At 50.8% G+C, this 26,290-nt stretch carries 28 protein-coding genes and 2 pseudogenes; 13 read left to right on the top strand and 17 right to left on the bottom strand.

Going from position 1 to position 26,290, the window contains the following annotated elements; all coding sequences use genetic code 11:
* Positions 1-22: 22 nt before the first annotated feature.
* The 4 genes from DFS28_RS01695 to DFS28_RS01705 are packed head-to-tail and all read left to right on the top strand — an operon-like array spanning position 23 to position 5,083.
* A complete protein-coding gene (locus DFS28_RS01695) occupies positions 23-1,168 on the top strand; it encodes a site-specific integrase (protein WP_111448306.1) in 1,146 nt (381 codons plus the stop codon).
* Positions 1,161-2,792 (top strand): hypothetical protein, encoded by a 1,632-nt coding sequence (locus DFS28_RS01700; RefSeq protein WP_111448307.1) that lies wholly within the window; start codon positions 1,161-1,163, stop codon positions 2,790-2,792. The genes DFS28_RS01695 and DFS28_RS01700 overlap by 8 nt, the downstream gene beginning before the upstream one ends.
* Before the next feature lies 1 nt (position 2,793).
* Positions 2,794-4,686 carry a hypothetical protein gene (locus DFS28_RS30360; RefSeq protein ID WP_132834048.1) on the top strand — a complete coding sequence of 631 codons (1,893 nt, stop codon included), beginning with the start codon at positions 2,794-2,796 and terminating at the stop codon, positions 4,684-4,686.
* Positions 4,679-5,083 (top strand): hypothetical protein, encoded by a 405-nt coding sequence (locus DFS28_RS01705; protein ID WP_111448308.1) that lies wholly within the window; start codon positions 4,679-4,681, stop codon positions 5,081-5,083. The genes DFS28_RS30360 and DFS28_RS01705 overlap by 8 nt, the downstream gene beginning before the upstream one ends.
* 17 nt (positions 5,084-5,100) lie before the next feature.
* Here the strand turns inward: DFS28_RS01705 and DFS28_RS31050 are convergent, their stop codons facing one another.
* The gene (locus tag DFS28_RS31050) at positions 5,101-5,412 is read right to left on the bottom strand and encodes a helix-turn-helix domain-containing protein (protein ID WP_111448309.1); all 312 of its coding nucleotides are present in this window, start codon (positions 5,410-5,412) and stop codon (positions 5,101-5,103) included.
* A 112-nt stretch (positions 5,413-5,524) separates the two neighbouring features.
* Between DFS28_RS31050 and DFS28_RS01715 the strand changes: the two genes are divergently transcribed.
* From DFS28_RS01715 to DFS28_RS01725, 3 genes are all read left to right on the top strand, one after another.
* Positions 5,525-6,400, top strand: a complete 876-nt coding sequence (locus tag DFS28_RS01715) for a hypothetical protein (protein ID WP_111448310.1) — start codon at positions 5,525-5,527, stop codon at positions 6,398-6,400.
* Between the two features lie 75 nt (positions 6,401-6,475).
* Positions 6,476-6,691 carry a hypothetical protein gene (locus DFS28_RS01720; protein WP_111448311.1) on the top strand — a complete coding sequence of 72 codons (216 nt, stop codon included), beginning with the start codon at positions 6,476-6,478 and terminating at the stop codon, positions 6,689-6,691.
* 70 nt (positions 6,692-6,761) lie between these two features.
* Positions 6,762-7,997, top strand: coding sequence for an RES family NAD+ phosphorylase (locus DFS28_RS01725; protein WP_158539658.1), 1,236 nt, complete (start codon positions 6,762-6,764; stop codon positions 7,995-7,997).
* 114 nt (positions 7,998-8,111) lie between these two features.
* Here the strand turns inward: DFS28_RS01725 and DFS28_RS30365 are convergent, their stop codons facing one another.
* The 8 genes and pseudogenes from DFS28_RS30365 to DFS28_RS01755 form a co-directional block, all read right to left on the bottom strand.
* Entirely contained in the window at positions 8,112-9,467 is a 1,356-nt protein-coding gene (locus DFS28_RS30365; RefSeq protein ID WP_132834047.1) for a hypothetical protein, read from the bottom strand.
* 393 nt (positions 9,468-9,860) lie between these two features.
* A pseudogene (locus DFS28_RS31055) lies at positions 9,861-10,187 on the bottom strand (hypothetical protein); the annotation flags it as partial.
* The gene (locus tag DFS28_RS01730) at positions 10,172-11,035 is read right to left on the bottom strand and encodes a hypothetical protein (protein ID WP_178082192.1); all 864 of its coding nucleotides are present in this window, start codon (positions 11,033-11,035) and stop codon (positions 10,172-10,174) included. The gene DFS28_RS01730 and the pseudogene DFS28_RS31055, both read right to left, overlap by 16 nt.
* An 11-nt stretch (positions 11,036-11,046) precedes the next feature.
* Positions 11,047-12,060 carry a hypothetical protein gene (locus DFS28_RS30370; protein WP_132834046.1) on the bottom strand — a complete coding sequence of 338 codons (1,014 nt, stop codon included), beginning with the start codon at positions 12,058-12,060 and terminating at the stop codon, positions 11,047-11,049.
* A gap of 3 nt (positions 12,061-12,063) precedes the next feature.
* On the bottom strand, positions 12,064-13,152 hold the full coding sequence (locus DFS28_RS01740) for a GTPase-associated system all-helical protein GASH (protein ID WP_111448314.1): 1,089 nt from the start codon (positions 13,150-13,152) through the stop codon (positions 12,064-12,066).
* Positions 13,142-14,455: a metallophosphoesterase gene (locus tag DFS28_RS01745; RefSeq protein ID WP_111448315.1), complete on the bottom strand. Its 1,314-nt coding sequence runs from the start codon at positions 14,453-14,455 to the stop codon at positions 13,142-13,144. Before DFS28_RS01745 ends, DFS28_RS01740 begins: the two co-directional genes overlap by 11 nt.
* Positions 14,456-14,646: 191 nt before the next feature.
* Positions 14,647-15,555 (bottom strand): annotated as a pseudogene (locus tag DFS28_RS01750) (YifB family Mg chelatase-like AAA ATPase); the annotation flags it as partial.
* 148 nt (positions 15,556-15,703) lie between these two features.
* Positions 15,704-15,898: a hypothetical protein gene (locus DFS28_RS01755; RefSeq protein ID WP_111448316.1), complete on the bottom strand. Its 195-nt coding sequence runs from the start codon at positions 15,896-15,898 to the stop codon at positions 15,704-15,706.
* A 249-nt stretch (positions 15,899-16,147) separates the two neighbouring features.
* Between DFS28_RS01755 and DFS28_RS01760 the strand changes: the two genes are divergently transcribed.
* Together DFS28_RS01760 and DFS28_RS01765 are read left to right on the top strand one after the other, a co-directional pair.
* Positions 16,148-16,426, top strand: coding sequence for a type II toxin-antitoxin system RelE/ParE family toxin (locus DFS28_RS01760; protein WP_080932510.1), 279 nt, complete (start codon positions 16,148-16,150; stop codon positions 16,424-16,426).
* An 8-nt stretch (positions 16,427-16,434) separates the two neighbouring features.
* Positions 16,435-16,740, top strand: a complete 306-nt coding sequence (locus tag DFS28_RS01765) for a HigA family addiction module antitoxin (protein WP_046045076.1) — start codon at positions 16,435-16,437, stop codon at positions 16,738-16,740.
* A gap of 52 nt (positions 16,741-16,792) precedes the next feature.
* Here DFS28_RS01765 and DFS28_RS01770 read toward each other — a convergent pair whose 3' ends face one another.
* Positions 16,793-17,314 carry a Bro-N domain-containing protein gene (locus DFS28_RS01770; RefSeq protein ID WP_111448317.1) on the bottom strand — a complete coding sequence of 174 codons (522 nt, stop codon included), beginning with the start codon at positions 17,312-17,314 and terminating at the stop codon, positions 16,793-16,795.
* 437 nt (positions 17,315-17,751) lie between these two features.
* Entirely contained in the window at positions 17,752-18,012 is a 261-nt protein-coding gene (locus DFS28_RS01775; RefSeq protein ID WP_008007559.1) for an accessory factor UbiK family protein, read from the bottom strand.
* 419 nt (positions 18,013-18,431) lie between these two features.
* Here DFS28_RS01775 and glnK point away from each other — a divergent pair, with 419 nt between their 5' ends.
* The 4 genes from glnK (at position 18,432) to sutA (ending at position 21,209) form a co-directional block, all read left to right on the top strand.
* Positions 18,432-18,770, top strand: coding sequence for a P-II family nitrogen regulator (gene glnK / locus DFS28_RS01780; protein WP_002555808.1), 339 nt, complete (start codon positions 18,432-18,434; stop codon positions 18,768-18,770).
* A 35-nt stretch (positions 18,771-18,805) separates the two neighbouring features.
* On the top strand, positions 18,806-20,143 hold the full coding sequence (locus DFS28_RS01785) for an ammonium transporter (RefSeq protein ID WP_033060693.1): 1,338 nt from the start codon (positions 18,806-18,808) through the stop codon (positions 20,141-20,143).
* Between the two features lie 214 nt (positions 20,144-20,357).
* On the top strand, positions 20,358-20,783 hold the full coding sequence (locus DFS28_RS01790) for a secondary thiamine-phosphate synthase enzyme YjbQ (RefSeq protein WP_111448318.1): 426 nt from the start codon (positions 20,358-20,360) through the stop codon (positions 20,781-20,783).
* A 102-nt stretch (positions 20,784-20,885) separates the two neighbouring features.
* Positions 20,886-21,209: a transcriptional regulator SutA gene (gene sutA, locus DFS28_RS01795; protein WP_008150253.1), complete on the top strand. Its 324-nt coding sequence runs from the start codon at positions 20,886-20,888 to the stop codon at positions 21,207-21,209.
* A gap of 197 nt (positions 21,210-21,406) precedes the next feature.
* Here the strand turns inward: sutA and DFS28_RS01800 are convergent, their stop codons facing one another.
* From DFS28_RS01800 to DFS28_RS01825, 6 genes are read right to left on the bottom strand one after another with little or no spacing between them, the layout of a single operon-like run.
* Entirely contained in the window at positions 21,407-22,111 is a 705-nt protein-coding gene (locus DFS28_RS01800; protein ID WP_111448319.1) for an HAD family hydrolase, read from the bottom strand.
* Entirely contained in the window at positions 22,108-23,007 is a 900-nt protein-coding gene (gene xerC, locus DFS28_RS01805) for a tyrosine recombinase XerC (protein ID WP_111448320.1), read from the bottom strand. The genes DFS28_RS01800 and xerC overlap by 4 nt, the downstream gene beginning before the upstream one ends.
* Before the next feature lie 2 nt (positions 23,008-23,009).
* Positions 23,010-23,735: a DUF484 family protein gene (locus tag DFS28_RS01810; RefSeq protein WP_111448321.1), complete on the bottom strand. Its 726-nt coding sequence runs from the start codon at positions 23,733-23,735 to the stop codon at positions 23,010-23,012.
* 13 nt (positions 23,736-23,748) lie between these two features.
* Entirely contained in the window at positions 23,749-24,579 is an 831-nt protein-coding gene (gene dapF, locus DFS28_RS01815; RefSeq protein WP_046045083.1) for a diaminopimelate epimerase, read from the bottom strand.
* Between the two features lie 4 nt (positions 24,580-24,583).
* Complete coding sequence (lysA, locus tag DFS28_RS01820; RefSeq protein ID WP_111448322.1) at positions 24,584-25,831, bottom strand: diaminopimelate decarboxylase; 1,248 nt, start codon at positions 25,829-25,831, stop codon at positions 24,584-24,586.
* A gap of 9 nt (positions 25,832-25,840) precedes the next feature.
* Positions 25,841-26,014: a lipoprotein gene (locus tag DFS28_RS01825; RefSeq protein WP_033060682.1), complete on the bottom strand. Its 174-nt coding sequence runs from the start codon at positions 26,012-26,014 to the stop codon at positions 25,841-25,843.
* Between the last annotated feature and the right edge of the window lie 276 nt (positions 26,015-26,290).

Raw genomic sequence — 26,290 nt, forward strand, 5'->3', positions numbered from 1 at the left:
GTACCTAGCCTGGGAGGTTGAGATGTTACTTTTATGGCCAAGCAAGGAAACTATCGCCGTAGTTCAGGGAAAAATAAAAACAATTATGATGGAGGCTGCATTAACTAGCGAAAAGGTATCAACGTCAAGCTACCATATACCTATTATATTCGATGAGGCTCGTGGAGTTGTACTTCGAGACTTTCACGATTTTCTTTACGAAAAATCATACTATTCTAACTACTACAAATCGGATAAAACTGTCAGGACGTACGCAGAGTCTCTTCTAAACTGGTTGAAGTTTACATCATTAAATAATGTTGAATGGACTTGTGCGAGTTCTAGAAATATTGCCCTTTATAGAAATTCAATGAAGTCAGGCGAGGCTGGCTACGTAAAGCCGCTCAGCGCTGCGACTGTCAATTTAAGACTTTCAGTTGTTTATGAGTTTTACAAGTATTACTGGACGAAGTTACTAGGTAAGGAAGATGCTGATAGAAGCATTTACGCTCATAGATTAAATCAGTTAGGAAATCATGTTCGGGTAAAATCGGTAAAAAAAAGGCCGAGAGCGCTAACACAAGACTCTTGTCAGAGTCTTATGCAAAATCTAAGAGGAGTGCATAGAGTAATTTTTGCTTGGACTTTAACAACGGGGTTAAGGGTTGGCAGTGTGTTAAGCATAACATGCGCACAAATTGAATATTTAAAGAAAAGCTCTTCTGATGGATTTATTGAGGTCTTAGCTAAGGGCGGAAAAGTTCAGAAGGCGTATGTGCCTCGTTCTCTTTTGATAGAGACTTTTAGGTACGCTGAGGTAATTAGAGTACTGAGCCAGAAAAAAGTATCTCCGATAACCGACAATGAGATGGTTCTGTTTATCAATGGGAAAGGAAATCCTGTTACGAGAACCTGTTACTACGCTGCTTACAAGCGTGCGTGTAAGCAGCTGGATATCGTTTCTCATCCGCACCAGGCCCGGACAACTTTTGCTACCTACATGGAGCGGCAGTTATTTAAAGCTGCTAAAAATTTGAGTCTGGATCATGTGAAAATAGTTCAGGGGCTTTTAGGTCATTCAAGTTCTACGACCACACAAGACTATTTAGAAAGCATCTCGGGTGGCCACGTCGAGGTGCTAGATATTTTAGAAAGGTATGCAGACACACTAGGTGAATCAAATGAGTAGTGAACTATTGGCTACATTTTTTGACCACTCTAGACAAAGATATGAGAGTTTTAATTTCTTTTCAAAAAAATTGCAGAAGCAGATATCAATCGATTTGAAGGATGCCTTCGTTGAGTTGACTGGGCATTATCATAGCAGAAGTAGGCAGCAAGCGTGGAGATCAACTAAAGAGTTAATGAGCTTTTTGTCGAGTGTCAAATTTGATACACACGAACAGCCCACTGATCTGTTAAATCGGTATGGAAAATTATTAAATAAAAATACACGGCTAAAAAAGACAAATGGAGCACATTACAATTTTGCAGTGAAGCTGTTCAAGTGTATGTGCGAGGCTTCTTCGGGGAAAGTTTGGAATATACAAGAGTACCCATATTTCAGGTTTGTACGTGAGTCAGTTTCGCTTAGAGATAACGATGTTTCCGCCTCGGAACTAAATATAATCGTCGAAGCCTGCAAAAGAGAAATAGTTAATATAAAAGCCTCAATTGAGGTAAGAGAGAAAATTGAAAGGGGAGAGGGTAGTGATCATCCTGGTTTAGACAAAATATCACTCCGCATTCTGACAGAACTGATTGGTCTAGAGAAAAAAGGAGTATGGACCCAACGACAAATGGGCGAAATACATAGGGGTGGCTTAGGTACTTCCGGGTTAAGGCGTCTGGCGATGTTTCGCGAGTTAACTATGCGCACATGCCTACCCATCTATTTGTTGATGATGATTGAGTCGGCAGCTAACCCAATGGCCCTGATGGAAGTTACCGTTGATTGTATTGAGGAGCATCCGACTGATGACTCGATGGTTTTTTTTTCTTGGGCCAAGCCTAGGGCTTCAAAAGAACAGTCACTGCCCTTTCTCAGAGCCGGTAAGTTTACTGTTCCTGCGTTAGTCAACCTAATAAAAGCAATGACTAAATCTATCCGGCCCTTAGCGAAGCCTTGTGATGAGAAACTATTATTTATTGTTCGTACAGGTAATCTTGCACGCCGTTTATCTGTTCAAAGCATGCATAATCAGCTTAAAGAGTTTCGAGATACACATGGCCTTAAGTATTTTACGTTCAGTGATATCAGAAAGGCTGTCGCATCACTTATAAAAGATGAGTACAAGTCGACGAAAGTAGTGTCTAGTTTTTTACAACACAAAAGTGAGCAAACGACCGCTTTGTACTTGAAAGATAAAAAATCAGTACAAAAAAGTTTTGAACAGCTGTCTCGCTTCCAAGGTGAGATGATTTCCTTGTCTGAATTAGATAGTACTAAGCCAGTAACTCCTTATGTCACTGTCTTTGGAATGTCATGTTCCGCTCCGTTTGATGGTGGTATTGGAGCGTCTAGGCCTGGAAAACCCTGTTTGGAATTTACCAGTTGCGCTACCTGTAAGAATGCGATCGTTATAAAAGACGATCCTATCAATATAGCAAGATTACTAAAAACTAAAGAATGTTTAGAGCGGCTTGAGGCAAGCAGCTCTTTAAGTGCCGATTTAATGCTTAGATTTGATTCTGAATTTAGAGCAACGCTGAACATCATTTCGGAAGAAATAATTCCACAGGTTAATCGCGGAGTGAGCGATCAAGCATCTCTGCTCTTAGAAAAACTGCCAGACATACCTTTGGTGTACTGATATGGGGTTAAATAAGGAAGTAGTAAAGACTGCATCAGAAGATAAAATAATTTCAGGGCTGGCGTCCATTGGGGTGGATTACCATTCAGATGAATGGGTATTTGGCTACAGAAGCAAAACATCGATTGCTGATAATCCAGTAGTGTTTTTTTGGCCGTTAATACTTAAAAAGTTTTCTAAAGGAAACGGTAAATTTTCCAGTTTTGCAGAACTTGTAAAAAAAATTGCTGCGTGCTTTATTCTGGGGTTAGGAGGTGTTTCCTATGCGCCGTCAACTACGAAATCAAAAATAGTATGGGTGCGAAATTTCCTTCTTCATTTAAGCTCAGAAGGGCATGATCGACTCTCACTTATAACAGCTAAGAAAATTCAAGAGTCATTTGGCCGGTATCTTAAAAATGGAATAAATGGAGAGTTGAATACTGCTGCAACGGTGAGTCAGCGCATGGGAATTGTAAGTAAGATATTTAGACTCGGTAAGTATATTGAAGATGGTTTAATTCAAGATCCGTTCCCAGAAAAATATAGACGTAAAGTTACTGTTGGACTTAAGCGATCGTTTAAATGGGAGGCACCTCCCGAGCCGGTTTGTCTATTTCTCTTGAAAGAGTCAATATGTTTTGTGGATTCAATGGCGGAAGATTTGATTCGTATATTTATCAAGTATACCGTTGGTGTTGAAAAAGCAATGAGTGATGAAATTTACTCAAAGAAAAGGATATCTAAAACGGCAAGATTATCTATTGTAGATGAGTCATTTTCTACAGTCGACTTGGTGGATAAGTTTACAACTGGGCTATATGCAACAAAACCTCAGGACATTGCATTCTTGATCAGGCATCTTCTGAGCGCATGTTTCATTATTATAAGCTACACCTCAGGTGCTAGGGTCAGCGAGGTACGGAGGGCTGGGGTAGGTAGCATTAAACGTATTCGGCATATTGGCGGGCGTGAGTACACCTACTATTTCGCACCTAGATCAAAGAAGCGATTCGATGCGTATCTGAAGACCAATGACGGAGATGAGGGGGACGACTCTCCATGGATTTTATCGCAGGCTGCTGAAAAGGCGTTTAGGGTATTAGAATTACTTTCTGAGCCAGCAAGAGTAAAAAGTGGAAAAAATAATCTGTGGTTAGTAACAACAGGAAACGCCCTATGGCCATTTAGGCCTAACATGGGTTATGTGGTCGTTACAGGTTGTACAATAAATAAAAGACTCAATGACTTCGGAAAATATTTGAGCTTAGAATCCAATACTGGCTGGAAAGGAAAATTACATTCTCATATGGGGCGAAAGCATTTTGCCCGATTTGTTGCTAAGCGTGATCGGACAGCACTAGGCGATTTAGCGTTACAATACGCACATACATCTGCATATAGTGTTGATATCAGTTACGCAAGTCCCGACTCAGAGTTTAGGAGATTGATAAGGGAGGAACTAAATGTCGAAATGGAATCTATAGCATCCGAGTTGGCAGGCTTATCAGCTAATGACATATATATGAACGCAGGTGCGAAAGTAGGTGATCGCTCTGTAAGCAAATTTTTAGGGCAATTTCGAACTTCAAAAGAAATCAAGATTCTGCTGGCTCGAGGAACTATACTTGTTCCTTGTCAGTGGGGGGTATGCATGTACAGACAGGAGACCAGCGCGTGCAACGGAAGCCGAGTAGAACCCAATCCTGCACGAAGATCGCCAAGTATCTGTAAAGAGTGTGCCAATTTTTTTGCCACACCAAAGCACCGTATCTGGTGGGAAAATTATCGGCAAGATAGCATTAAACTTTTGAAGCAATCAAATATTGCTATACAGACGAAGATAATACTTGAGTCTCGTCTTTTAGACGCTGAAGATGTTTTGAAAGATATTGGCAGACAAAATCATGAATGACACTAGAGTTAAAATTCAAACTTCGCTCGAAGTGCTGTTGAAATCGGATACATCCCAATTGAGTGTGACAGCCCTTGCAATTATGTCTGGCGTAAGCAGGTCCTCCCTATATAAGTACTACCCTGATATCGTGACAAAATTAAAAGCTGTTCAGAGTAGGGGGGGAATTCCGACGATAGAGTTGCAAGGGTTGAAAGTTAGTATTCTAAAGAAAAAGTTGGAAGACCAAAAAAAGTTAGTCGCCGCGCTGGCAAGAGTCTGCTCGGAGCAGTTGATAGAGATTTCCGAACTAATTGCGAAGAGTCGTGATGATAATGAGTTGCGAGATTTAAAAATTGCTTTTTTAGAAAGCCAATTGGCAAAAACCACCAAACCCATTCTGAAGACGGTTAAATAGTTGCCGCACGCGTTCGTCTATTTTTTTAGCGTTTCCAGATCCTGCTGCAAAATTGCCATTAGATTTTCTTCGCTTATTGATTTGTCTTTTATTAGATAGCATCTAGCAATAATGCTTATTGGATGCACACCGATACAAGAAGCGAACTCATGTAGCTTCTCTATGGAGAGCGTTTTTAAGCCCCGCTCGATGTCGCTCACGTAGCTTTGACTTGCCCCTACGTGTTCCTGGGACAAGCCCCTGCTTAAGCGGAATTCTTTCAGTGCTTGACCTAGCGTCTCACTCAGTTCCAATTTGCTTACTCGCAAAAGGAATGATGAAGCCTTCATTGGTCGGAAAGAGCTATACTCGATAGAGTATATCGATGAAAATTACCGCAATGAATTCATTTTTTAGATTGTAGTCGCACTAGTACAAGCACCGACAGGAAAGAGGCCGAGTATGCTGACTCGTGATGAGTTGATCCGAAGTATTAGAAAACTTCGAACAGGAGGGGATGCTGACTGCTATGTTGAGGAAAATAGGGTAGATCATTTTGCTCGTATGTTTGGATACGAAAACTTTTCCACATTAACGGCGGTTGTCGAGTCATGTGACGCCAAGAATTTTATAAAGATCTCAAATTTAATTGTCAAATCTATATGCCAGTTACGATTACCTGAGTCTATTGAACCGTATTATGAGTTAGAAGTCCGGGGAGATGAGATTTTTTTCATAAGTGTATGGATTGCTCAGGATGGCTTGAACGAGGTACGAGGGCCAAGACCTATGATTGGCTTAATAAGAGCCGCTACTCTGCGTGCTCGTAAAGAAAAGTTTTTTGTCATAGAGAATGATTATGAATGTGGGCTATGGATCAATATCTGGCATGCTAAAGCCTTGATAAGGTCTGAACTCGCGCGGAATCTACTCCACGATTTTTTGGTCTTTAGTAAAAGTCCTAATGATCGAGGCGACGTGAAAGATAAAATTAGTGTGGTGTACGACATTGCCACTGAAGTTAAACAACTTGAGTTGAAGGTTTCAAAAATTACGACTTCAATGTCTCTTGATAAAGTTATAAGGGTTTTTTCTGAAGTAAATGTCTTGTTTCAACGTAGGGCGGGCGCCGTAATGGCTAATAATGACGTTGTCGTCGAGGGAGTTATGCGTTTCAACTCGTGGAGTTACCTTGATAGTGAGGAGATTGTAGATTCATATCTTCGTATATCATTCGACGATCCCGATTCGACCCAGTATCAAGAGGCGATAACTAATGTTACTAAAGCCATGAATGAAATGATTCAAAAAATAAAGCAACAATCTTCTAGAAAATGACTGTACTAGCTATGGTGGATGCTGCTTGTAGTAAGTTGCTGCTATGCTTAAACTATTTCGACAGGAGTCAATATCGTGGCAGATAATTATTCGCTTTCAGATGTGCTAGAAAGGATTTACCACAATCAGCTGGCTTTGGAAGCTGCCATTATGGAGCTTACGCTAGAGGTGGAAAATCGGGGTTTGTCAGCGGTGGGTGAAAACGCCCGAGGAGCCTTGGAGGCAATTGGTGAGAATGCCGGATATATTAAACAGGGTTTGGCTCGGCTCAGGGCCTCAGACGTCGACTGAGGGGGCAGAGGCCGCGTAGCAATGCGTCAAGCAAGGCAAATTGGGTAGGTTCATGAGGAGCGATTTTGATTTGAACTTGAACAATGACCTGAACGAGTTTCTTAGAAAATCATACCTAGATTTGGAAGATGCTCAGGAACTGTTTATTTGCCAAGACTGCGTAGATGATCCGATTCTCGCACGTCGGGTAAAGGCCTTGATGATTGAACGACCCTGTGTGGCATGTTCAAGAGTTACGGCGAAAGCACTCGTGCCTGAAGTGATCGCTAGATACATTCGTAAACACCTGCCTAAACACTTTATTGTGGACGATGACTTGTATCCGGGTTATGCACTCACTCTAGACGGCGTCGTGGGTCGAGCTATAGGGTGTACAAACGAGGCTGCACAAAAAGCCATTGCCAAACATTTAGTTGTTCGTAGGGCCAAAGAAGAACATTTTTATTGGCATGGACAGTTATATCGACCCGCGCCCAGTCCATTTGACTCCCAGGAACATGAGCGTTGGTACGTTGTTAGCGAATGGAACAGTATTGCGCATCAGCTTACTCATGGTCGTAGATTCTACAATGAAAGAGTCAATAAGTTCTTTGAATCCCTTATGTTTGAAGCAGTTAACGCCGGGGCCACAGATCACCCCCTATCTAGACCTGCAATTAGGGAGCTTCCAACCGGCACTAAGTTTTTCAGGGCTCGCCTGATTAAAAGTGCTTCAGAGCTAAACGCAATAAAAGGAAATCCAACTATTGAACTTGGTGCTCCACCCAAAGAGCGAGCCTCCAACAATCGTATGAGTCCAGCAGGCATTCCGCTACTGTATCTCTCTGGCGATTCTGATACATGTATAGCGGAGGTCCGTCCCTCAATTGGTGACACAATGGTGGTGGGGCAATTCATATCAAAAAATTGTCTAAAGCTTTTTGATTTTACCTCACTGGCAAAGCGGCTTGAGCACACACCACTCAGCATACTTGACCCATTATATGAACAGCGTTTTCTTCGTAGACGACTGTTGCAATATCTACATGATGAGATCGCTAGACCTGTTCGAACAAATGACACGGACTACGTAGTTACCCAGGCACTGGCAGAGTTTATTCGATACGATCAGAAGCAGAAATTTGATGGGGTGATATTTGGCTCTGTGCAACATGAAGGTGGGATAAATTACGTACTATTCGATAAAAGTGATTTAGATGACTTGCACTTTCATAATTGGCTTCCCGAGTTTGATGTCGAGATTTCTCAAGATACATTAAAAACTTATAAAATCAAGTCGGTCGCTTACGAGGCTACTTCAACATAAAGTTGCGAATAATAGAATTTCTATAGCTCGATGCGTTAGTTTGCTGTTGGTGTCGTTAGGTTTGGTTTGTTAATAACGGCCTGTCGGAGCAGGCCTTTATTAATGGTTTTATTGCTATCGTGTTTTTAATGTTTTCTGAAGTTCGTTGGAGTGCATCTCAAACGTAGAATCTACACTGTTCTGAAGTACGTGCCAGACCTCCTTGAGATAGTCGCGTCCACGTCCGTTTCGATTGGCTAGAGAAATAAGCAGGCGGAATAGAGGTTGAGATGTGGTTAACGTTGCAAAAGCAATAGGATGTAACTGGCGTTCTACGAAAAGATCAACCACTCCAGCACGTATTCTTTGGCATTTATCCCAATCTAACCAGAAGTAGGTAGATGGCAGGCGAGAATCTAGCAAGCCCCATGCCTCTCCAGATATTTTACTAGCTTCCGCAGCATCATGAACAGTTTCGAAGCTAATACAAGCTAGTTCCGCTGAAGAACTCGATGCACCACCTAATGCTCTGCTTAGAAGAAATGAACTAAGATAAGTTTCGGCATCTTTTGAAACGCTCCCCTTCGCGGTTTGATAACCTTTTATCCAAGGATCAACTCCCGCTCGGCTCTTAATTTGGTCGGGATATATGTATTTTGATAAAGCATACAATATAGTTTTACTTTTACTGGTGTCAGTGAGCAAATATTCCGCTACTGCCGCGTAATCTGCCGCAGCGAACTCTATCCACAAAAATAAATAAGTAGGCTCTTCAAGTTGAAAGTTTTGGCCTAATACCTCTAAGGTGGTAGCAGAGCCAAAGTAACGTATGGCTTCTGCGGCTAAATCAATTCGCTGGGCGGAAATAATTGCGGTCAATGTTTTGTTGGGTATTTGTATTTCGACATCCGATAATGTAAAGCCATGTCTAAGACTGGAATAAATTCGCCAGAATTCTTTCTCCAATAGTATGTCTTTGCGATGTTTTACAACCAGTTTCGCTAAGTGTGGTAATTCTTTTATTGCTTCAATCAATTCAAGTGTTGGTAATGTCTGAAGAAGAATTTCTGCGATATCTGATAGAATTCCGTTTCCATTGATCAGGTTAAAAAATTGATAGCGATTACGTTTCCATAGAACTAGACCAATCTCTTTATAGTGATCGAGAGAGATTTTTTCAGGGATAAGCTCAAGGTTCGAAAAAATGAAGTCAATCGAGTGGTCGTTTATTTTTTCTATGTTGAACAATGCCGCTTCTGCGACATACGCTCTTGCAGCTCGCGCTTGCGAAGCTCCAAATTCTGACTCCAATAATAATACAGCCTTTTCTATGGCCTCAGGCTGCCTATCAAACGTATTTGTAAGCAACGACAACTCACATAGAGGCCGGAATGCAGCTCGGCCTGTCGCAATATCGCCTCCTATAAAGCGTAAGAAGGTTCTTAGGCCTAGATTGTCGGGCCTGAATAAATCATTTAGAGCGGTATCCACCCAAAGGTCATCTGTGTGCGGAGAATTATCGGAGTCTATGGAGTTGGAAAACCGAGATCGGACACTACGATCGTTTGAGGGTAGGATCTGGAGATCAAAGATATTACCTTCAATAGATCGATCTGAAGACGCAAAAGTGCAAAACCGAAATGCCCGTCTTAGCCGAGGCCACTGTTGAGACCATATTGCTAGTACTACTTGGTCAACGTTGAAGTCGGAAGGACGTTGAGCAACTATCTTGCTTTTAGGAGCTCCGTAGAGGCTTTCTATTACCTTCTGAGACCATATAAGTGCAAATACATCAAGTCCTTTATGATGGCCGCTTATCGGTAAAGCAATTGGCTCGTTATAATCAGCCAATTTATGGTCAATTGGCCTGCGAAATAGTGTAAGGAGTGAGTCGTATGACTCAAAGGTCGCTAAGTCAGCATAGTCAATAAGAAGTGTGTGAGTCCAGACACAACCGGGCCTTGACATCTCGGGGGCGAGCCAAGTTCGTGCCAGGGCATACATGCCTGATTCAGGAAGAGGGTATCCTGTCAGATATCCTTCTTCACTTATTCTAGCGCCGGGGCCGGAAATATCACTTAAGACTAGCATCGTTTTTATGTCTTTAGGTTTTAGCCCTATCGACGAAGCCAGTTGGCGATGGCCGTCAGAATACCCATGCAGTGTCTGATTTATCCGCACCCGATTACTGTCTTTCACTCCATGAGCCATGCTAGGGGCTCCGTTATGTCGTTGCTATTGTCTTGATTGCTTCTAACCAGTTGAATTCTTAAAGACGGGGAGTCAAGATTTCTAAGTCTTTCAGCATCTTCGCTTGGCGTTGTCCCAAGGTCAGTGTTGTCATAATCACCTCCCTGAGCACTAATTCCGTAAACCTGCCATGACCAATCATCAGCTCCGCAAGCTAAGTATTGCGCTAATAGAGGGAGCTTTTCAATGAGATATTCTTGTGGGCTAAGCCCTTCGTCTTCTGCTTTATCCCAAGCCGAAAGCATGATCGCTAGTTTGCGTGGACCAATATCCAGCGGAGAGGTTCTAAGAAGCTGTAGCAAATCAACTAACTGAACTTGAGTTGGGGCGAGGCGTGCATGCCACTCAACTTCTTGCCCTTTTACCATTTCAACATTTAGATGCTGGCTCAGTACAACTTCATCGATTACCCACTGAGGAGCATTGATAGTGTCTGCATGTACAAACAACAAGACGCCCCCCGCGTTCATCACATCGGCAACTTCTTGCTCACAATCCCGATCTTCCCACATACGGAGATATGCTTCGCCAGGGAGGTCTGGAAAGGTTACTCGCAACGGTGATTGTTGAGCGTTCATTAGGTTCATGCTAACGATGCGGCTGCCGCCGACAGCTGTCCGGTCTTGCTTTTTAGCATCTCTCCAAAGCGTGGCGATTTCATTTAAGTATGTCACGTCTCCCGAACGTAGATTGTTGAAGCGGAGGGACGTTGGAAACTCACGCTCAGTTATGAGATGCCATAAAGCAGCAAGAAATGTCGTTTTCCCCGACGCAGGTAATCCAATTATTACAACTGACTGGTCAGTCATATATCCCTCACCTATTCATCAAGCTGTCTGAGCCGAGCAAAAGCTCTTTTGGGAGTAGTAGTCAGAATAGCTGGCTCAGCTAAAGGTGGAGCTGGGTCCTTCCAGAAATCCAGCAACTCTGCCACCCCGGTCCCTCTTCTCATACCTCCAGATTTTGGAGAGGCAGCAATTTTAAAAGAGACAATTTTTGTAAACGTATCGGGGAAAAGCTCTCCGATTTTGGTTACTAATTTCGAGAATTCAGTTAATGCCCGTTCTTCATTCGGGTTTCCAACAATCTGATCGATCTTTGTTAGCACGACGGCTAAACGCTGCCCATTTTGAAGTGCACCGCCATCGACCAACGCTTGGATGATCATGATGATTTCACTTCGGAGGTTATGGCGAGCTCCCGAATCTAGGTGCCGATGTCCGTCAACAAGAAGTGTCAGGGTATCTGCTCTTTGTATCTCAGGAAACACAATACCCGCTGATGCGTCGTCTGCGGCCCCTTTATATTCTTCCCCAGCACGATCAGCTAAAGCTAAAGTCAAAAACTTTGGTGTCCCTGCTCCAGAAATATCCAAGTGATAGAATCTCACTTCGCCACGTCTAGTACGATGTATATGCGGAGTGGTTCGCCTAGATGCAGATCTTGCGTCGTGGCAAGTTTGCTCAAACGCATGAAGAGTCGTTGAACGTGAAAAGCTTATATCGCCTATAGGCCCTTCTTGGAAAAGTTCGTAGAGCCCCGCAATTAAACTTGTCTTCCCTGAGTCGCTAGGTCCTACAATTGCTATCACACGCGTGGGGGCGGCGCGTAGAAGTTTTGATGCGTCTTCTAAACTTAAGGTTTCTGCGCCACGTAGTTGAACGAACGGCGTGCTAACATCCGCGTCCTCTATTTCTTCCTCCTCTGAGATCTCCTCAGGTTCGCGACCATATTGCAAACATTTGTCTAGCTCAAACCCTTCTACGCAGCGCCCTGTCTCCGATACTCGGCATTCGGGATTCCCACATTTGAATGTCAGCTCTTCGTTTGACATATATCACTCGAACAAAAGTAGGAGGCGTTCACGGTAGAAAAGCGTGCCCAGGGTCATAGGTGTAAGCTCATGGTCGGCTATACCGGTCACTGCAGCCCAATTTGATACCCATGCGTCGCCACCATCCGTTTCAAGCTGACGTATGATCGCGAAATGTAATGGGGTCGTTACTGGAGAAATACTTTCATCGACGAGCCCTTGTAGCCATTTTTTCTCGGCGGAATTTATCGCGCTGCTAATCGTGATCTTCTTACGCCCTTTCAACCCGGCTCTTGAAAGTAAGGACTTAATTGACGCAGGGCCTGGAGTTAAAGTCGTGGCATCTGATAGCTCTTTGGCAAATACCATTGGTTGTAATTCCGTAGGTATTGATTCGAATGCTTTGTCGTAATCTGTACTATGCTGTCCTATAAGCCACCACAACATCTGAAGCTCTTCATCTTGGATCTTTACAAAGTTGCAGAGAGATTTAATTGTTTTAATTTGTCGTTGTGCTGTTTGGGTGATAGCGCTAGTCGTCGCCGCACTCGCAAGTTGCAGAGCCAGAACCATGCCGGTTGCATCAGGTTGTTCTTTCAGCTTGGCAATAGCACTATCAAAATCTGCCTTTACTGTACCGGGTGTCGGTGCTAAGACGGGGCGGGTTCGGTTAAATTCAGCGGCCTTCACAATTGCACTTTCTGCTAAAGTGCAAAGATCCATTGGCAGGTCTGTAGTTCGAGCGCCCGCGAATGCAGTTGTTGTCACTGCCAGAGCAGCAGATGCTCCTTGCCCACTGCCTAATTCCATGATCACGGCTAAGCATATGCCAGCAAGGACTTGCAACTCTCGGTCGTTGCCATGTAGGTCAAAGGTTTCATCGATATCTTTGAACGTTTTTCGGAGAGAATCGACTATTTCAGCGTTAGCTTTTTGTTTCGACTGATATGCAAGCCGGATCAAAGTTTCTATGGTTTCTTGTTCAAAGTCATCCGCGATCGCTACGACTCCTTCCCATCGAGCTTGACGTCTTGCTACCTCATCACCAAATCCTATTACACTGATCCACCGTGCAAACTCTGGATGCATTTCCCGAACACTACTATCTGCCATTGTTATTCTCCTTTTTAGCTACTTCATTCGCGAGAGCATCAAGCAACCCGCGTTCTCCCGCGCGGAGCAAAGCTCGTCCATAACGTTCAGGTTCAGGTAGTTTGAGTTCGCTTCTTTCGATCAGCCCAAGTGCCAAAGATATCTCTCTCCTTTGGCTTGTTGTTAGCTTCCAGAAGCGGAACACCAAATTCCTTGTGTGTTCATCGCTCATAGAAGCCTCCACACTATCATTGGGCAGTTCTATTGCTTCGGTTGTTGGCGCGTCCGCTATCGTAGGGGGAGGTAGAGGAGCTGCGTTTCCCAGTCGTCTACTAGGGAAAGATACGCTGTGAATGAATACGTCACCTGCGTCATCATCTGTGATAGGCCGGAACATTTCAGGGTGTGTCTGCCAAGCCAGTAGATGGGAGTTAATGACCAGTTTTCTTTCGGCTCCACGCCCCTCGACGGTTACGTCGACCAAATTGTAGCCAGGCTGCCATCCCGGCTCAACGCGATCCGGATTCACTGCCCCTGCTGCCAACCTAACATAGCGTCTATCCCTGACAATTCGTTGGCGATGCTTGTGGCCGAACATGTGAATGGCAGCTCGTCCTTGCACGGCATCTTCGATCTCGTCCTGGTCTTTGAACCAATCAGGAGGATGGTGGCTCATCACCAAATTGACGACGTCCTCCACTGGGTCAAGAATAGTTTGTAATGGGCTGAGGTACAGGCTTTCACGGGTATCATTTTGGCCATTTATCCCCGACAAAATTGTAGATGTCAGTCCATGAATCCTGAGAGTTACTCCGTCTTCCAGCTCAAGATTTTGCTTCCAATATAGACGTTCAGGCGAGAAAACTTGGCAGCTAAAAATTTTGGCAAATTCATTGTACGCAGCCAAGGGCTCCAACAACGTTCGGCCAGTCTCAGGATTCATAAATTGGGCGCGCAACAATCGTTCACGATAGTCTGCAGGGGCTCTGCTGATCGCCGCTTGAGCATTCTGCACCGCGAAAGATTTTGTGATAACAGAGCGATCGACGTCATGGTTACCCGGGACTACGAACACCCGCTCTATTGGGCAGCCTGATGCTGTCGCTAAATCTTTCAACCATGCAAATGCCGCGGTGTACTCATCTTCGATGCCTCGAAATGCAATGTCTCCTCCAACCAGAATTGCACCTACAGGGCCCAATACTTGGACACGGTTTCTTACATCATTAAGTAAGCGTGTGCGGTACGCTCGATCCGGGTCCATGTCGGGCGTATTACATTCTGGATGGCGAAAATGGATGTCTGCGATTTGAAGAAGCAACATACGGCGAACCTTTCCTGTTCTTTGCGTCGCAAGGTAGCATTTTAATATTGCTCTCGCATCGGTTCGTTTTCGGATAAAACGAGGGATTTCGCCGCCTCTTCGGTGCTTTGCCACGCAAAAAATTGATGGGCGGATTGCACTCGACACAGCCGAAACTCATGGAGACAGTGTTGACATGTTCACCTAAGAGCGAGTTCATCAAGGAACAGAACGCCATGGTGGGCGAGGGTGATTTCACCGGGTTGCGGCTTTGAACCTCCGCCCACCAACGCCGGGCCCGAGGCGGAGTGGTGGGGCTGGCGGAATGGTCTTTGCGGCCAGTGGCTCAAGGGCACGCAACTGGTGACGGATTGTATGGCAGCGACTTCCAGCGCCTCGTTTTCGGCTAACGGGGGAAGCAGCCCCGGTAACCGACTCGCCAACAGTGTTTTCCCTGTCCCCGGCGGTCCGCTAAATAACAGGTTATGAGCCCCAGCCGCCGCAATCAGCAATGCGCGCTTGGCCGAGATTTGCCCCTGCACCTCATTCAAGTCCGGATAGGGTTTGCTGGCGTAGAGCAACCCGTTGGAAACGTAGGGCTCGACCGGTGTATGTCCGTTGAAGTGCGCAACGGCTTCCAGCAGGTGATCCACGGCAAACACCTTCAACCCCGACGCCAGGCACGCCTCCTCGGCGTTCGCCCGCGGTACCATCAGCGAACGTCCGGCCTTGCGTGCTGCCAGCGCAGCTGGCAACACGCCTCTCACCGCACGTACTGCGCCTGACAGCGCCAATTCTCCGAGGCATTCAATGTCATCCAGCGTCAAAGTCGGCACCTGGACACTGGCGGACAGAATCCCCAGGGCAATCGCCAAATCGAATCGTCCGCCATCCTTCGGTAGGTCAGCGGGAGCGAGATTCAAGGTGATACGCCGCGCCGGGAATTGCAGCCCTGAATTGATGATCGCGCTACGCACCCGGTCCTTGCTTTCCTTCACGGCCGCTTCGGGCAAACCAACCATCGTCAATGACGGCAAACCGTTGGCCAGATGGACTTCTACGGTAACGGCGGGCGCATCCACGCCAATCTGGGCGCGGCTGTGGACGATGGAGAGGGACATGGTCGTTCCTTGAGCTGACGAGGACCGCTTCCTGCGGTTTTTGAAGGGTAGTCGGGAGGTGGTGATTTCGCGTGGCGATGGAGGCGCCAAATTTTCGCAGGATGTTGCGAGTGCTGATGAGCTAGTTCGGAGGCGAAAAAAAAGTGAGTCAGACGGTTTCTTTGGGAAGCTTAGTCAGGCTCGTGCCTGCAAGCCAGCCACTCGGCTCAAGTTCTTTGCCGTGAGCAACGGCGACATCGAAAAAACAGCATTGATTCGCCGATACGTTCCCGGCTAACCGGAGCGCCTCAGCATGATGTTCAGCGACCAGGAGCAGTTTGGCTTTTCGTTTTCTGGGTTTCATAGCGACCTCTTTTGGATTTGAAGACTGCTTTTTAGGTCTGTCAGCTTAAGAGGTGAGCGTGGTTGGGGCGCAATAAGAATTGGCACTTATTTTTGTAGGATTTGGCTTGAATTCAAAGGCCTTCTGAAGGACGTAGGTAGTCTATTTCCTAAAGTTTTGAAAGGAGGGCCCAAACTGGAAGCGGTGGGTTGGAATTCATGAGTTCAGCTTCTACACTCAAGATTAATGCATAACGTTAAGCTTTAAATTATGATCGTTAGCTTTAAGTGTTCTGAGACCGAGTACCTGTTTCGCAACGGTAAGACCCGTATGTGGTCAGCCATTCTGAGTGTCGTGGAACGAAAGCTGACGATGCTTGATGCTGCTGCCGTACTGATTGACCTTCGATCACCACCGGGTAATCGCTTGGAGGCGTTGGAGGGGGATCGAAGAGGTCAACACAGCATCCGCATCAACGCTCAATGGCGAATTTGTTTTGTTTGGGGCCCTAACGGACCAGAGAACGTCGAAATCGTCGATTATCACTGAGGTGAGTAATGACTAAGAATGGTATGCGCCCGGTGCACCCTGGCGAGATCCTGAAAGAGGAATACCTGGAGCCTCTGAGCCTTACGGCTGCTGCTCTGGCTAGAGCGTTGCGCGTTTCGACCCCCACGGTGAACGACATCGTGCTTCAGCGTCGGGGCGTCAGTGCTGATATGGCTCTCAGGCTTTCTATTTGTCTGGATACGACTCCCGAGTTTTGGCTGAACCTGCAATCGACTTACGATTTGCGTAAAGCTGAGATTGAACGAGGGGCTGCGATCCGGGATCAGGTTGAGCGTCTCTCGCACTGCGCCTGATCCTCTGCTCCTGAACGAACCCCACGTTACAAACGTGGGGTTTTTTTGTCGTTCAGAATGCTTGGAGTATTCGGGAAGCACGCTTCCACCACGGTGCATTGATCGCACGCTGCGGCCGTTCACCCTCCGGCAGCATATGCGGAACATCCTGCAACCGAATCCACGGTTGGTTATTCCAGTGCAGCAAGCTCAGTGACATCTCCGGCCAGTTCAGCAAGCTCAGAATCGGGCGTTCGGTTGATGTGGGTTGCTGGGCGTCCCTGAGGGCGGGGACCACGTCGTGGGTTAGCCATTCGCGCAGCGCCCGGTATTCGGGGCAGTAGTGGTAGACGAGTAGGGCGTAGACGCCGGATTCGCTGATTAGCAGGGTGTTTTCGATGGTGCCGTGGATGAGCATTTGCAGGGTTTGGTGTTGGTCGGGGTCGAGTTTGCGGACGGCGCGTTCATCAAGGTAGAGGCGCAGGAGTCGGCCTAGGTCGCGGGCGCTGAACCAGGGTTGGTTTTCCAGGAGGAGGGCGTGGAGGTGGAGTTTGTGGCGGGTGAAGATGTGTGGAGTCAGATAGTTTTCGTCCATGGTGCAGTACCCAAATTCGCTTGATAGATGACTGCCACTTATCGTCGCCAAACAATAAGGGTGGCAGCTGCGTGCGGGTTGGCGAACCGGCCAAGCGAATACCGGCAGACCCGAAGGTCTCCCACACGCAGCCGCCATAATTCGAATCGGGAGATATATCCATAATCGAATGAGGTTGCGTGCATAGCTTGGTTCCAGGTCGCCAAACCCAGTGCTGAACATTCAGCAGAAGGTGAGCTTAGGAACCGGGGCTTTGCGGCGCAATCGGACGGCGGTGGTTTTCTTGTAGGACGTTGCCGGGGTTTTTGAGGGCTTAAAGATCAAAAGATCGCAGCCTTCGGCAGCTCCTACAGGGGTGGTCTGTCCAGGGTGGGATGGCTGGTAGACCGACGCGACTCCATTCGCGGGCAAGCCCGCTCCCACAGGGATCTGCGGTGTTACTCGGTAGGTGGATTGAGCTTTGCTTCCAGCTCTGCGACTTTCGCCTCAAGGCTTTCCAGCCGTGCCCGGGTCCGCGCTAGCACAACCATCTGGCTATCAAACTCTTCCCGGCTTACCAGGTCCAGCTTGCTGAAGCCGCTCTGCAGCAGCGCCTTGAACTGGCTTTCGATTTCGCTTTTCGGCAGCGGGGTGTCGCCGCTGAAGAGGCGCGAGGCGGTGCCGCTCAGGGCATCGAGGAAGTCTTTGGGTGCGAGCATGGGAAATGTCCTGTCAACAATGGCGGGCAGTGTATCACGCAGTGTCTATAGTCAATCCCGACCGCTGACTGTGCACGCTTTTCGCGCATGCGGACGGACGGCATCGCACTGTTGTTGTGCGTAACGCGGCAGCAGTTGCGGCGAAGTGGTTGGCATCTGCTGCCAAGGGCTTGAAAACAGAGAGTTTTGTGGAGATGGCAAGCTTTCTGCTTAGTCAGTAGTAACCCATGCACTGATGCAGTCGCTGTGACGAATGCAGTGCGCCAAGCGGAACGGGGGAAGTGTTTCGTGCGGAGTGGTTAGCAGGCGTCGGACGGGCAGGTAAGGCCGACGATGCGTTACAAAGCCAGGCACTGCGCTTAGACTTGAGTCGGGTTTGTTTTCCTGGGGCAAGTCCACCAATTCGGGAGAGAGTTTTCATGAAGCTAGTCACTGCCATCATCAAGCCGTTCAAACTGGACGACGTACGCGAGTCGCTGTCCGAGATCGGCGTGCAGGGCATTACCGTTACTGAAGTCAAAGGCTTCGGTCGGCAGAAGGGTCACACCGAGCTGTATCGCGGCGCGGAATATGTGGTCGATTTCCTGCCAAAGGTGAAGATCGATGTCGCCATTGACGACAAGGATCTTGACCGGGTTATCGAGGCGATAACCAAGGCGGCCAACACCGGCAAGATCGGTGACGGCAAGATCTTCGTGGTCAATCTGGAACAGGCGATTCGCATCCGTACCGGCGAAACCGATACCGACGCAATCTAAGCCGCCACAAACCCAACGCCCCAGGAGAAAACAATATGACTCTGCGTAAATTCGCAGGGCTAGGAGCCCTGTTGTCCCTCGTAATGCCCGGCTTGGCTATGGCGGCAGACGAAGTGGCGGCCCCAGTCCTCAACTCCGGCGACACTGCCTGGATGATGACCTCGACAGCCCTCGTGCTGTTCATGACCATTCCCGGTCTCGCGCTGTTCTACGGCGGCATGGTTCGCTCCAAAAACATTCTTTCCGTGATGATGCAGTGCTTCGCCATTACCGGCCTGATCAGCATCCTGTGGGTCATTTATGGCTACAGCATCGCGTTCGACACCACCGGCATGGAACAGGGCGTCATCAACTTCAACTCGTTCTTCGGTGGCATGGGCAAGGCATTCCTCGCCGGTGTCACGCCTGCGAGCCTGACCGGCCCTGCGGCGCTGTTCCCTGAAGCGGTGTTCGTCACCTTCCAGATGACGTTCGCCATCATTACCCCCGCGTTGATCGTCGGTGCCTTCGCCGAGCGGATGAAGTTCTCCGCCATGCTGATCTTCATGGGCGTCTGGTTCACCTTGGTTTATGCACCGATCGCGCACATGGTCTGGTCCGGTAACGGCGGCCTGTTGTGGGACTGGGGCGTGCTGGACTTCGCCGGCGGCACCGTGGTGCACATCAACGCCGGTGTGGCCGGTCTGATTGCCTGCCTGGTACTGGGCAAGCGCAAAGGTTTCCCGACTACCCCGATGGCGCCGCACAACCTCGGTTACACCCTGATGGGCGCTGCAATGCTGTGGGTTGGCTGGTTCGGCTTCAACGCCGGTTCCGCTGCTGCGGCCAACGGCACTGCCGGTATGGCGATGCTGGTGACCCAGATCGCAACCGCCGCCGCTGCATTGGGCTGGATGTTCGCCGAATGGATCACGCACGGCAAACCAAGTGCTTTGGGTATTGCTTCGGGTGTTGTGGCCGGTCTGGTTGCAATCACTCCAGCCGCTGGCACCGTGGGCCCGATGGGGGCTCTGGTCATCGGTCTGGCAGCCGGCGTGGTGTGCTTCTTTTGCGCCACCACCCTGAAACGCAAACTCGGCTATGACGACTCCCTGGACGCCTTCGGTGTACACGGTATCGGCGGTATCCTCGGCGCGATCCTGACCGGTGTCTTTGCTGCACCGTCGCTGGGTGGCTTCGGCACCGTCACCGACATCGCCGCACAAGTCTGGATTCAGTGCAAAGGCGTGGGCTTCACGGTGATCTACACCGCGATCGTCACTTTCATCATTCTCAAGGTGCTGGACGCCGTCATGGGGCTGCGTATCACCGAAGAAGAAGAGGCTGTCGGCATCGATCTGGCACTCCACAACGAACGCGGCTACAACTTGTAAGCACGCGCACAAAAAATTTGCCCGGCTTGCCGGGCATTTTTTTGTCTGAAGTTTGTCAGTGAAGGAACTGCTGAAAGGTTTTTTCGTACACGTTTAGTGGCGTTTACGACGGGCGTTTTTCTGCGGCCAATGGCTTACATGATAGAAGGAATATTAGGGCCTTTGTTTTTTCCCAGAGCGCGCTAGAATGCGCCCCGAACGTGCGGAGAACTGTATGTGGCAACAGACTCTGATTACCCTGCGGGCGAGGCCCCGGGGCTTTCATCTGGTAACGGACGAGTTACTCGCCGGCTTGCCTGAACTCAAGGCATGTCGGGTCGGTCTGTTGCATTTGTGGCTGCAGCATACCTCGGCGTCGTTGACCATCAACGAGAACGCCGATCCGGCGGTACGTCGCGACTTCGAACGATTTTTCAATCGTCTGATCCCACAAGGAGCAGACGGCTATGAGCATAACGACGAAGGCCTGGACGACCTCCCGGCGCACTTCAAGGCCAGCGTACTTGGCTGTCAGCTCAGTTTGCCGATTTCGGCAGGCCGACTGGCGCTGGGAACCTGGCAAGGCGTTTATCTGGGCGAGCACCGTGATTTTGGCGGTGCCCGTAAAGTCCTCGCCACCGTGCACGGTGAAGAGGCATAAACCGCTGGTTACCAGCGTTTGTAGAATTTTTTCCGGCGGCCTTCGACAGACGGCGAAGCTGGGCTATAACTAATCTGCTTTTCGCAAGTCATGAGGTAGAACATGAGCGACGATGATCTGGAAAACGACGACCTCGAAGTAGGCGACGACGACGAAACCGAAGAAGGTCTGGAAACAGCAGCGGAAGACGTTGCTGACGACGATGGCGGTGAAGCGCCCGTTCCGACCGCCAAAGGCAAAGCCAAGGCAGCGGTATCGGTCGATGAGCTGCCGAGCGTCGAAGCGAAAAACAAGGAACGCGATGCCTTGGCCAAGGCCATGGAAGAGTTCTTGGCCAAGGGCGGCAAGGTGCAGGAAGTGGAGGCCAATGTGGTCGCCGATCCGCCCAAGAAGCCTGACAACAAGTACGGCAGCCGGCCTATCTAAAGCCGCCGCTTGCTTGCTGAAAAAGCCCGCCGTCGCTGCGGGCTTTTTCATGGGTGAATAAAACGCGTGGATGTGGTGCGAGTCAATGTGGGAGCGGGCTTGCTCGCGAAAGCGGTATGTCAGTCAAAGTGGAGTCGACTGACACGGCCCCTTCGCGAGCAAGCCCGCTCCCACAGGGGTTATATGTGAATTCAGGATTAGTGTTGGGCGTTCCAGAGGGCCAATAACGCCGGCAACTCGCTCAGGCTGCGAATCTCGGCATCCGGTGCCTTCTCGGCTTCCCACACCTTGCCCGCCGGGTTAAACCAGATCGCCCGCAATCCCGCCTGCTGGGCGCCGGCAATGTCATCACCCGGATGATCGCCGATATGCACGGCCGTCTCGGCCGTCGCACCACCGCGTTGCAACGCCTCATGAAACAGTCGCGCATCCGGCTTGCCGATGCCGATGTCTTCGGCACACAAGGCAAACTTGAAGTAGTCCGCCAGCCCTAAGCGGCGCACATCGGCGTTGCCATTGGTGACCACGCCGAGGGCGTAGTGATTGGCCAGAGTCTCGAGGGTCGGTTGCACCTCCGGGAAGATTTCCAGCTGATGCCGCGCATGCAGAAACACTTCAAAACTCTGATCGGCCAGGTCTGAGGCCTGACCCTGGTCGTAACCGGCCTCTTCCAGCGCATGGAACAAGACTCGGCGGCGCAGGGCGCTGATGCGGTGCTTGAGGCCCGGCTCACTGCTCAGGATCCGCTCGCGAATCGCCCACAAATGCTCCACCGGCACGGCGCCCAGATTCGGTGCATGCTCGGTCAGCCATTCACGTAATACGGCTTCGGCGCTGACGATCACCGGGGCGGTATCCCACAGGGTGTCGTCGAGGTCGAAGGTGATCAATTGAATGCTCATGACTCATCGCCTTTGATGCGTTTGGCCCGTGGATGGGCGCTGTCGTAAACCGTCGCCAGGTGCTGGAAGTCCAGGTGGGTGTAGATCTGGGTGGTTTTGATGTCCGAGTGGCCGAGCAATTCCTGAACCGCCCGCAGGTCCTGGGACGATTCCAGCAAATGGCTGGCGAAGGAGTGCCGCAGCATGTGCGGATGCAGGTTCTGCCCCAGCTCGCGCTCGCCAGCGGCTTTAACCCGCACTTGAATCGCCCGTGGGCCGAGGCGCCGGCCTTGTTGGCTGACAAACACCGCGTCGTCCGCCGGGTTGGTCATGGCCCGTAGCGGCAGCCACAACTCCAGCGCTTCGCGAGCTTTTTTGCCGACCGGCAGCAGTCGGGTCTTGCTGCCCTTGCCGAGCACTTGAACCATGCCGTCGGCCAGGTCCAACTGATCCAGATTGAGCCCGGTCAGCTCCGACAGCCGCAAACCCGAGGAATAGAACAGCTCCAGAATCGCCTGATCCCGACGCGCCAGAAAATCATCCTCCACCGCGCCCTCAAGCAGTTGCAGCGCACGGTCGGTGTCGAGGGTTTTTGGCAGCCGACGTTCGCCTTTCGGTGGCGCCAGACCGTTAGCCGGGTCGTGGTCGCAGAGGCCTTCGCGGTTCAGATAATGATAGAGCCCGCGCACCGCCGACAGCAGCCGCGCCAGGCTGCGCGACGATTGGCCTTGTGAGTGCAGGCGTGCGATCAGGCTGCGCAGGCGTTGAATGTCCAGGGCCGCCCAACTGCTGATGTTCTTTTTGACGCACCAGCCCAGCACTTTGTCGAGGTCACGACGGTAGGCGTACAGCGTGTGAGGCGACACCTGCCGCTCACTGCGCAGGTGTTCGCAGTAAGCGTCCAGTTGCCGTTCCACGATCAGCGTACCGAGCGCAGGGAGGTGTTGACACGTGGCAGCACGCGGCCCATGACTTCGGCGATGTAGCTGAGGAACAGCGTGCCCACCGAACTCTTGTAGTGCTGCGGGTCGCGGCTGGCGATGGCCAGGACGCCGTGGATGCCTTGGTAGCTGATGGCGACGACGGCAGTGGAGCCAATCTGCTTGCGCTGTTCTTCGCCGAACAGGAAGTCCAGTTCGTGTTCACGCAAGCTGCCGCTCACGCTTTTGTCTTCCGAGAGCAAACCGCCGATGGCCGTTTGCGCGTCGGCATGGGTTACCCAGCGGCCTACCGGCATCGGGTTGTCACCCAGCAGAATCAGGCTGACGAAAGGCACCTGGAAGTCCTGGCGCAGACTGTCTTCGACACTGATCACCACGTCTTCCAGGCTGGTGGCGTCCATCAGCGCGAGAATCAGCCGGCGGGTCTTGTCGAAGAGGCGGTCGTTGTCGCGGGCCACGTCCATCAAGTGCGAGAGGCGATGACGCAACTCGATATTGCGGTCGCGCAGGATGGTCATCTGGCGTTCGACCAGCGAGATGGTGTCGCCGCGCTGGTGCGGAATGCGCAGGGTTGCGAGCAGGTCTTCATGCTCGACGAAGAAATCCGGATGAGCCTCCAGGTACGCGGCAATCGCCGCCGCCTCAAGGCTTTCGGAAGGGGATTCGTCGGGCTGTAGGGCGGGAACCTGGGGCTTATCTTTCATTGATTCGACTCTCTCAAAGACGCACTTGTCCTTCATAAACGCGCACTGCCGGGCCGGTCATCATGACCGGTTGGCCAGGGCCTGCCCATTCAATGGACAAACGCCCGCCGGGCAGGTCGATCAATAGTGGCGAATCCATCCACCCCTGGCTGATCGCGGCCACTGCGGCAGCGCAGGCGCCGGTTCCGCACGCCTGGGTTTCCCCGGTCCCGCGTTCCCAGACGCGCAGCTGCGCACGGCTCCGGTCGATGACCTGGAGAAAACCGACATTGACCCGCGCCGGGAAGCGCGGATGGTTTTCGATTTTCGGCCCCAGTTCATGCACCGGTGCATTGTTGATGTCGCTGACCCGCAGCACGGCATGAGGGTTGCCCATGGACACGGCGGCCAGGTCGACCAGGGTGCCGTCGACGTCAACCTGATAGCTCGTGGCCTGCTCCGGCGCTTCAAATGGAATCTCGGCCGGCACCAGGCGCGGTGCGCCCATGTTGACACCGATTTGCCCGTCGCTGCGGATATCCAGTTCGATGATGCCGCTTTTGGTCTCGACGCGGATCTGCCGCTTCGCGGTCAGGCGCTTGTCGAGCACGAAGCGAGCGAAGCAGCGCGCACCGTTGCCGCACTGTTCCACTTCGGAGCCGTCGGCGTTGAAGATCCGGTAGCGGAAATCCACGTCCGGGTTGCTGGGCGCTTCGACGATCAGCAACTGGTCGAAACCGATACCCGTATGCCGATCGCCCCATTGCTTGGCATGTTTGGGCAGGATGTGCGCATGCTGGCTGACCAGGTCGAGGACCATGAAGTCATTGCCCAGGCCGTGCATCTTGGTAAAACGCAGCAGCATGGTTTTACTCCGGCAGCAGGCTTTCGCCAGCAAACAACTCGGCTACCGTCTCACGGCGACGCACTTCAAATGCCTGATCACCGTCCACCAACACTTCAGCGGCACGGCCGCGGGTGTTGTAGTTGGAACTCATGACAAACCCGTAGGCACCGGCCGAATGCACGGCCAGCAAGTCGCCTTCTTCCAGGGCGAGCTGACGATCCTTGGCCAGGAAGTCGCCGGTCTCGCAGATCGGGCCGACGATGTCGTAGGCGCGAGCCGCGGTGGTGCGCGGGCGCACAGCGGTGACGTCCATCCAGGCCTGGTACAGCGCCGGGCGGATCAGGTCGTTCATGGCCGCGTCGACGATGGCGAAGTCTTTGTGTTCGGTGTGCTTGAGGTACTCGACCTGAGTCAGCAGCACGCCGGCGTTGGCGACGATAAAGCGGCCCGGCTCGAACACCAGCGCCAGGTCACGACCGTCGAGACGCTCGCGCACGGCTTTGATGTAGTCGGCAGCCAATGGCGGCTCTTCATCGCGATAACGCACGCCCAAACCACCACCGAGATCGATGTGGCGCAGGTAGATGCCGCAATCGCCGAGGCGGTCGACCAGGCCCAGCAGGCGGTCGAGGGCGTCGATGAATGGCGGCAGGGTGGTCAGTTGCGAGCCGATGTGGCAATCGACACCGACCACTTCCAGGTTTGGCAGTTGTGCGGCGCGGATGTACACGTCTTCGGCGTCGGCGATGGCGATGCCGAACTTGTTCTCTTTAAGACCGGTAGAAATGTACGGATGGGTGCCGGCGTCGACGTCCGGGTTCACGCGCAGCGAGATCGGCGCGCGAACGCCCAGCTCGGCGGCGACCACTTGCAGACGTTCCAACTCATCGGTGGATTCGACGTTGAAGCAATGCACGCCGACTTCCAGGGCACGACGCATGTCGTCACGGGTCTTGCCGACACCGGAGAACACGATCTTGTCGGCGCTGCCGCCAGCGGCCAGTACACGTTCCAGCTCACCACGGGAGACGATGTCGAAACCGGCGCCCAAACGCGCCAGGACATTCAGTACACCCAGGTTGGAGTTGGCCTTGACCGCAAAGCAGACCAGGTGCGGCATGCCGGCCAGCGCATCGGCGTAAGCCAGGTACTGGGCTTCGATGTGCGCACGGGAGTAGACGTAGGTCGGTGTGCCAAAGCGTTCGGCGATGGCGGACAGGGCAACACCTTCCGCAAACAGCTCGCCGTCACGGTAGTTAAAAGCGTCCATGGCGTTCCCTTATTGGTAGACGTCGTGCTTGTGTGCTTTCGACGGAGACTTCTGCGATGACTGGGCCTGCTCGGCAGGGTCCTGAGAATCGTCAGGCAGGTACAGCGGGCCTTTTTGACCACAGGCCGACACAAGGCAGGCAACCGCGACGAGCGCAGCAAGGGAAGAGATCAGGCGCTTCATGGCGAAATCCTTGAAAATGCGTTAATTGCGCCGGAGTATACCGGCCACCCGGCAGCTTGCCTATGCGACGGGGCTCCCGTCCGGCGGGGCTTGGCCAGATGCCGGTAAGTTATGTGCAGCCCATTGTGGGAGCGGGCTTGCCCGCGAAAGCGGTGGTTCAGTCAACAAAGATGTTGAAGGTGCTGGCCCCTTCGCGAGCAAGCCCGCTCCCACAGGTACAGTGTTTGATGTACCTATATCGGCCCTTGGTCGTTATCCTTTGCAATCACCGGGGCT

Source organism: Pseudomonas sp. 478, assembly GCF_003254125.1.
In the GTDB taxonomy this organism is placed as follows: domain Bacteria; phylum Pseudomonadota; class Gammaproteobacteria; order Pseudomonadales; family Pseudomonadaceae; genus Aquipseudomonas.

Bases quoted from the DNA above. Each gene is read 5' to 3' on its own strand.
- DFS28_RS01695 (WP_111448306.1), top strand. From the start codon at position 23: ATGTTACTTTTATGGCCAAGCAAGGAAACTATCGCCGTAGTTCAGGGA.
- DFS28_RS01700 (WP_111448307.1), top strand. From the start codon at position 1,161: ATGAGTAGTGAACTATTGGCTACATTTTTTGACCACTCTAGACAAAGA.
- DFS28_RS30360 (WP_132834048.1), top strand. From the start codon at position 2,794: ATGGGGTTAAATAAGGAAGTAGTAAAGACTGCATCAGAAGATAAAATA.
- DFS28_RS01705 (WP_111448308.1), top strand. From the start codon at position 4,679: ATGAATGACACTAGAGTTAAAATTCAAACTTCGCTCGAAGTGCTGTTG.
- DFS28_RS31050 (WP_111448309.1), bottom strand. From the start codon at position 5,412: ATGAAGGCTTCATCATTCCTTTTGCGAGTAAGCAAATTGGAACTGAGT.
- DFS28_RS01715 (WP_111448310.1), top strand. From the start codon at position 5,525: ATGCTGACTCGTGATGAGTTGATCCGAAGTATTAGAAAACTTCGAACA.
- DFS28_RS01730 (WP_178082192.1), bottom strand. From the start codon at position 11,035: ATGACTGACCAGTCAGTTGTAATAATTGGATTACCTGCGTCGGGGAAA.
- DFS28_RS30370 (WP_132834046.1), bottom strand. From the start codon at position 12,060: ATGTCAAACGAAGAGCTGACATTCAAATGTGGGAATCCCGAATGCCGA.
- DFS28_RS01740 (WP_111448314.1), bottom strand. From the start codon at position 13,152: ATGGCAGATAGTAGTGTTCGGGAAATGCATCCAGAGTTTGCACGGTGG.
- DFS28_RS01745 (WP_111448315.1), bottom strand. From the start codon at position 14,455: ATGTTGCTTCTTCAAATCGCAGACATCCATTTTCGCCATCCAGAATGT.
- DFS28_RS01755 (WP_111448316.1), bottom strand. From the start codon at position 15,898: ATGAAACCCAGAAAACGAAAAGCCAAACTGCTCCTGGTCGCTGAACAT.
- DFS28_RS01760 (WP_080932510.1), top strand. From the start codon at position 16,148: ATGATCGTTAGCTTTAAGTGTTCTGAGACCGAGTACCTGTTTCGCAAC.
- DFS28_RS01765 (WP_046045076.1), top strand. From the start codon at position 16,435: ATGACTAAGAATGGTATGCGCCCGGTGCACCCTGGCGAGATCCTGAAA.
- DFS28_RS01770 (WP_111448317.1), bottom strand. From the start codon at position 17,314: ATGGACGAAAACTATCTGACTCCACACATCTTCACCCGCCACAAACTC.
- DFS28_RS01775 (WP_008007559.1), bottom strand. From the start codon at position 18,012: ATGCTCGCACCCAAAGACTTCCTCGATGCCCTGAGCGGCACCGCCTCG.
- glnK (WP_002555808.1), top strand. From the start codon at position 18,432: ATGAAGCTAGTCACTGCCATCATCAAGCCGTTCAAACTGGACGACGTA.
- DFS28_RS01785 (WP_033060693.1), top strand. From the start codon at position 18,806: ATGACTCTGCGTAAATTCGCAGGGCTAGGAGCCCTGTTGTCCCTCGTA.
- DFS28_RS01790 (WP_111448318.1), top strand. From the start codon at position 20,358: ATGTGGCAACAGACTCTGATTACCCTGCGGGCGAGGCCCCGGGGCTTT.
- sutA (WP_008150253.1), top strand. From the start codon at position 20,886: ATGAGCGACGATGATCTGGAAAACGACGACCTCGAAGTAGGCGACGAC.
- DFS28_RS01800 (WP_111448319.1), bottom strand. From the start codon at position 22,111: ATGAGCATTCAATTGATCACCTTCGACCTCGACGACACCCTGTGGGAT.
- DFS28_RS01810 (WP_111448321.1), bottom strand. From the start codon at position 23,735: ATGAAAGATAAGCCCCAGGTTCCCGCCCTACAGCCCGACGAATCCCCT.
- dapF (WP_046045083.1), bottom strand. From the start codon at position 24,579: ATGCTGCTGCGTTTTACCAAGATGCACGGCCTGGGCAATGACTTCATG.
- lysA (WP_111448322.1), bottom strand. From the start codon at position 25,831: ATGGACGCTTTTAACTACCGTGACGGCGAGCTGTTTGCGGAAGGTGTT.
- DFS28_RS01825 (WP_033060682.1), bottom strand. From the start codon at position 26,014: ATGAAGCGCCTGATCTCTTCCCTTGCTGCGCTCGTCGCGGTTGCCTGC.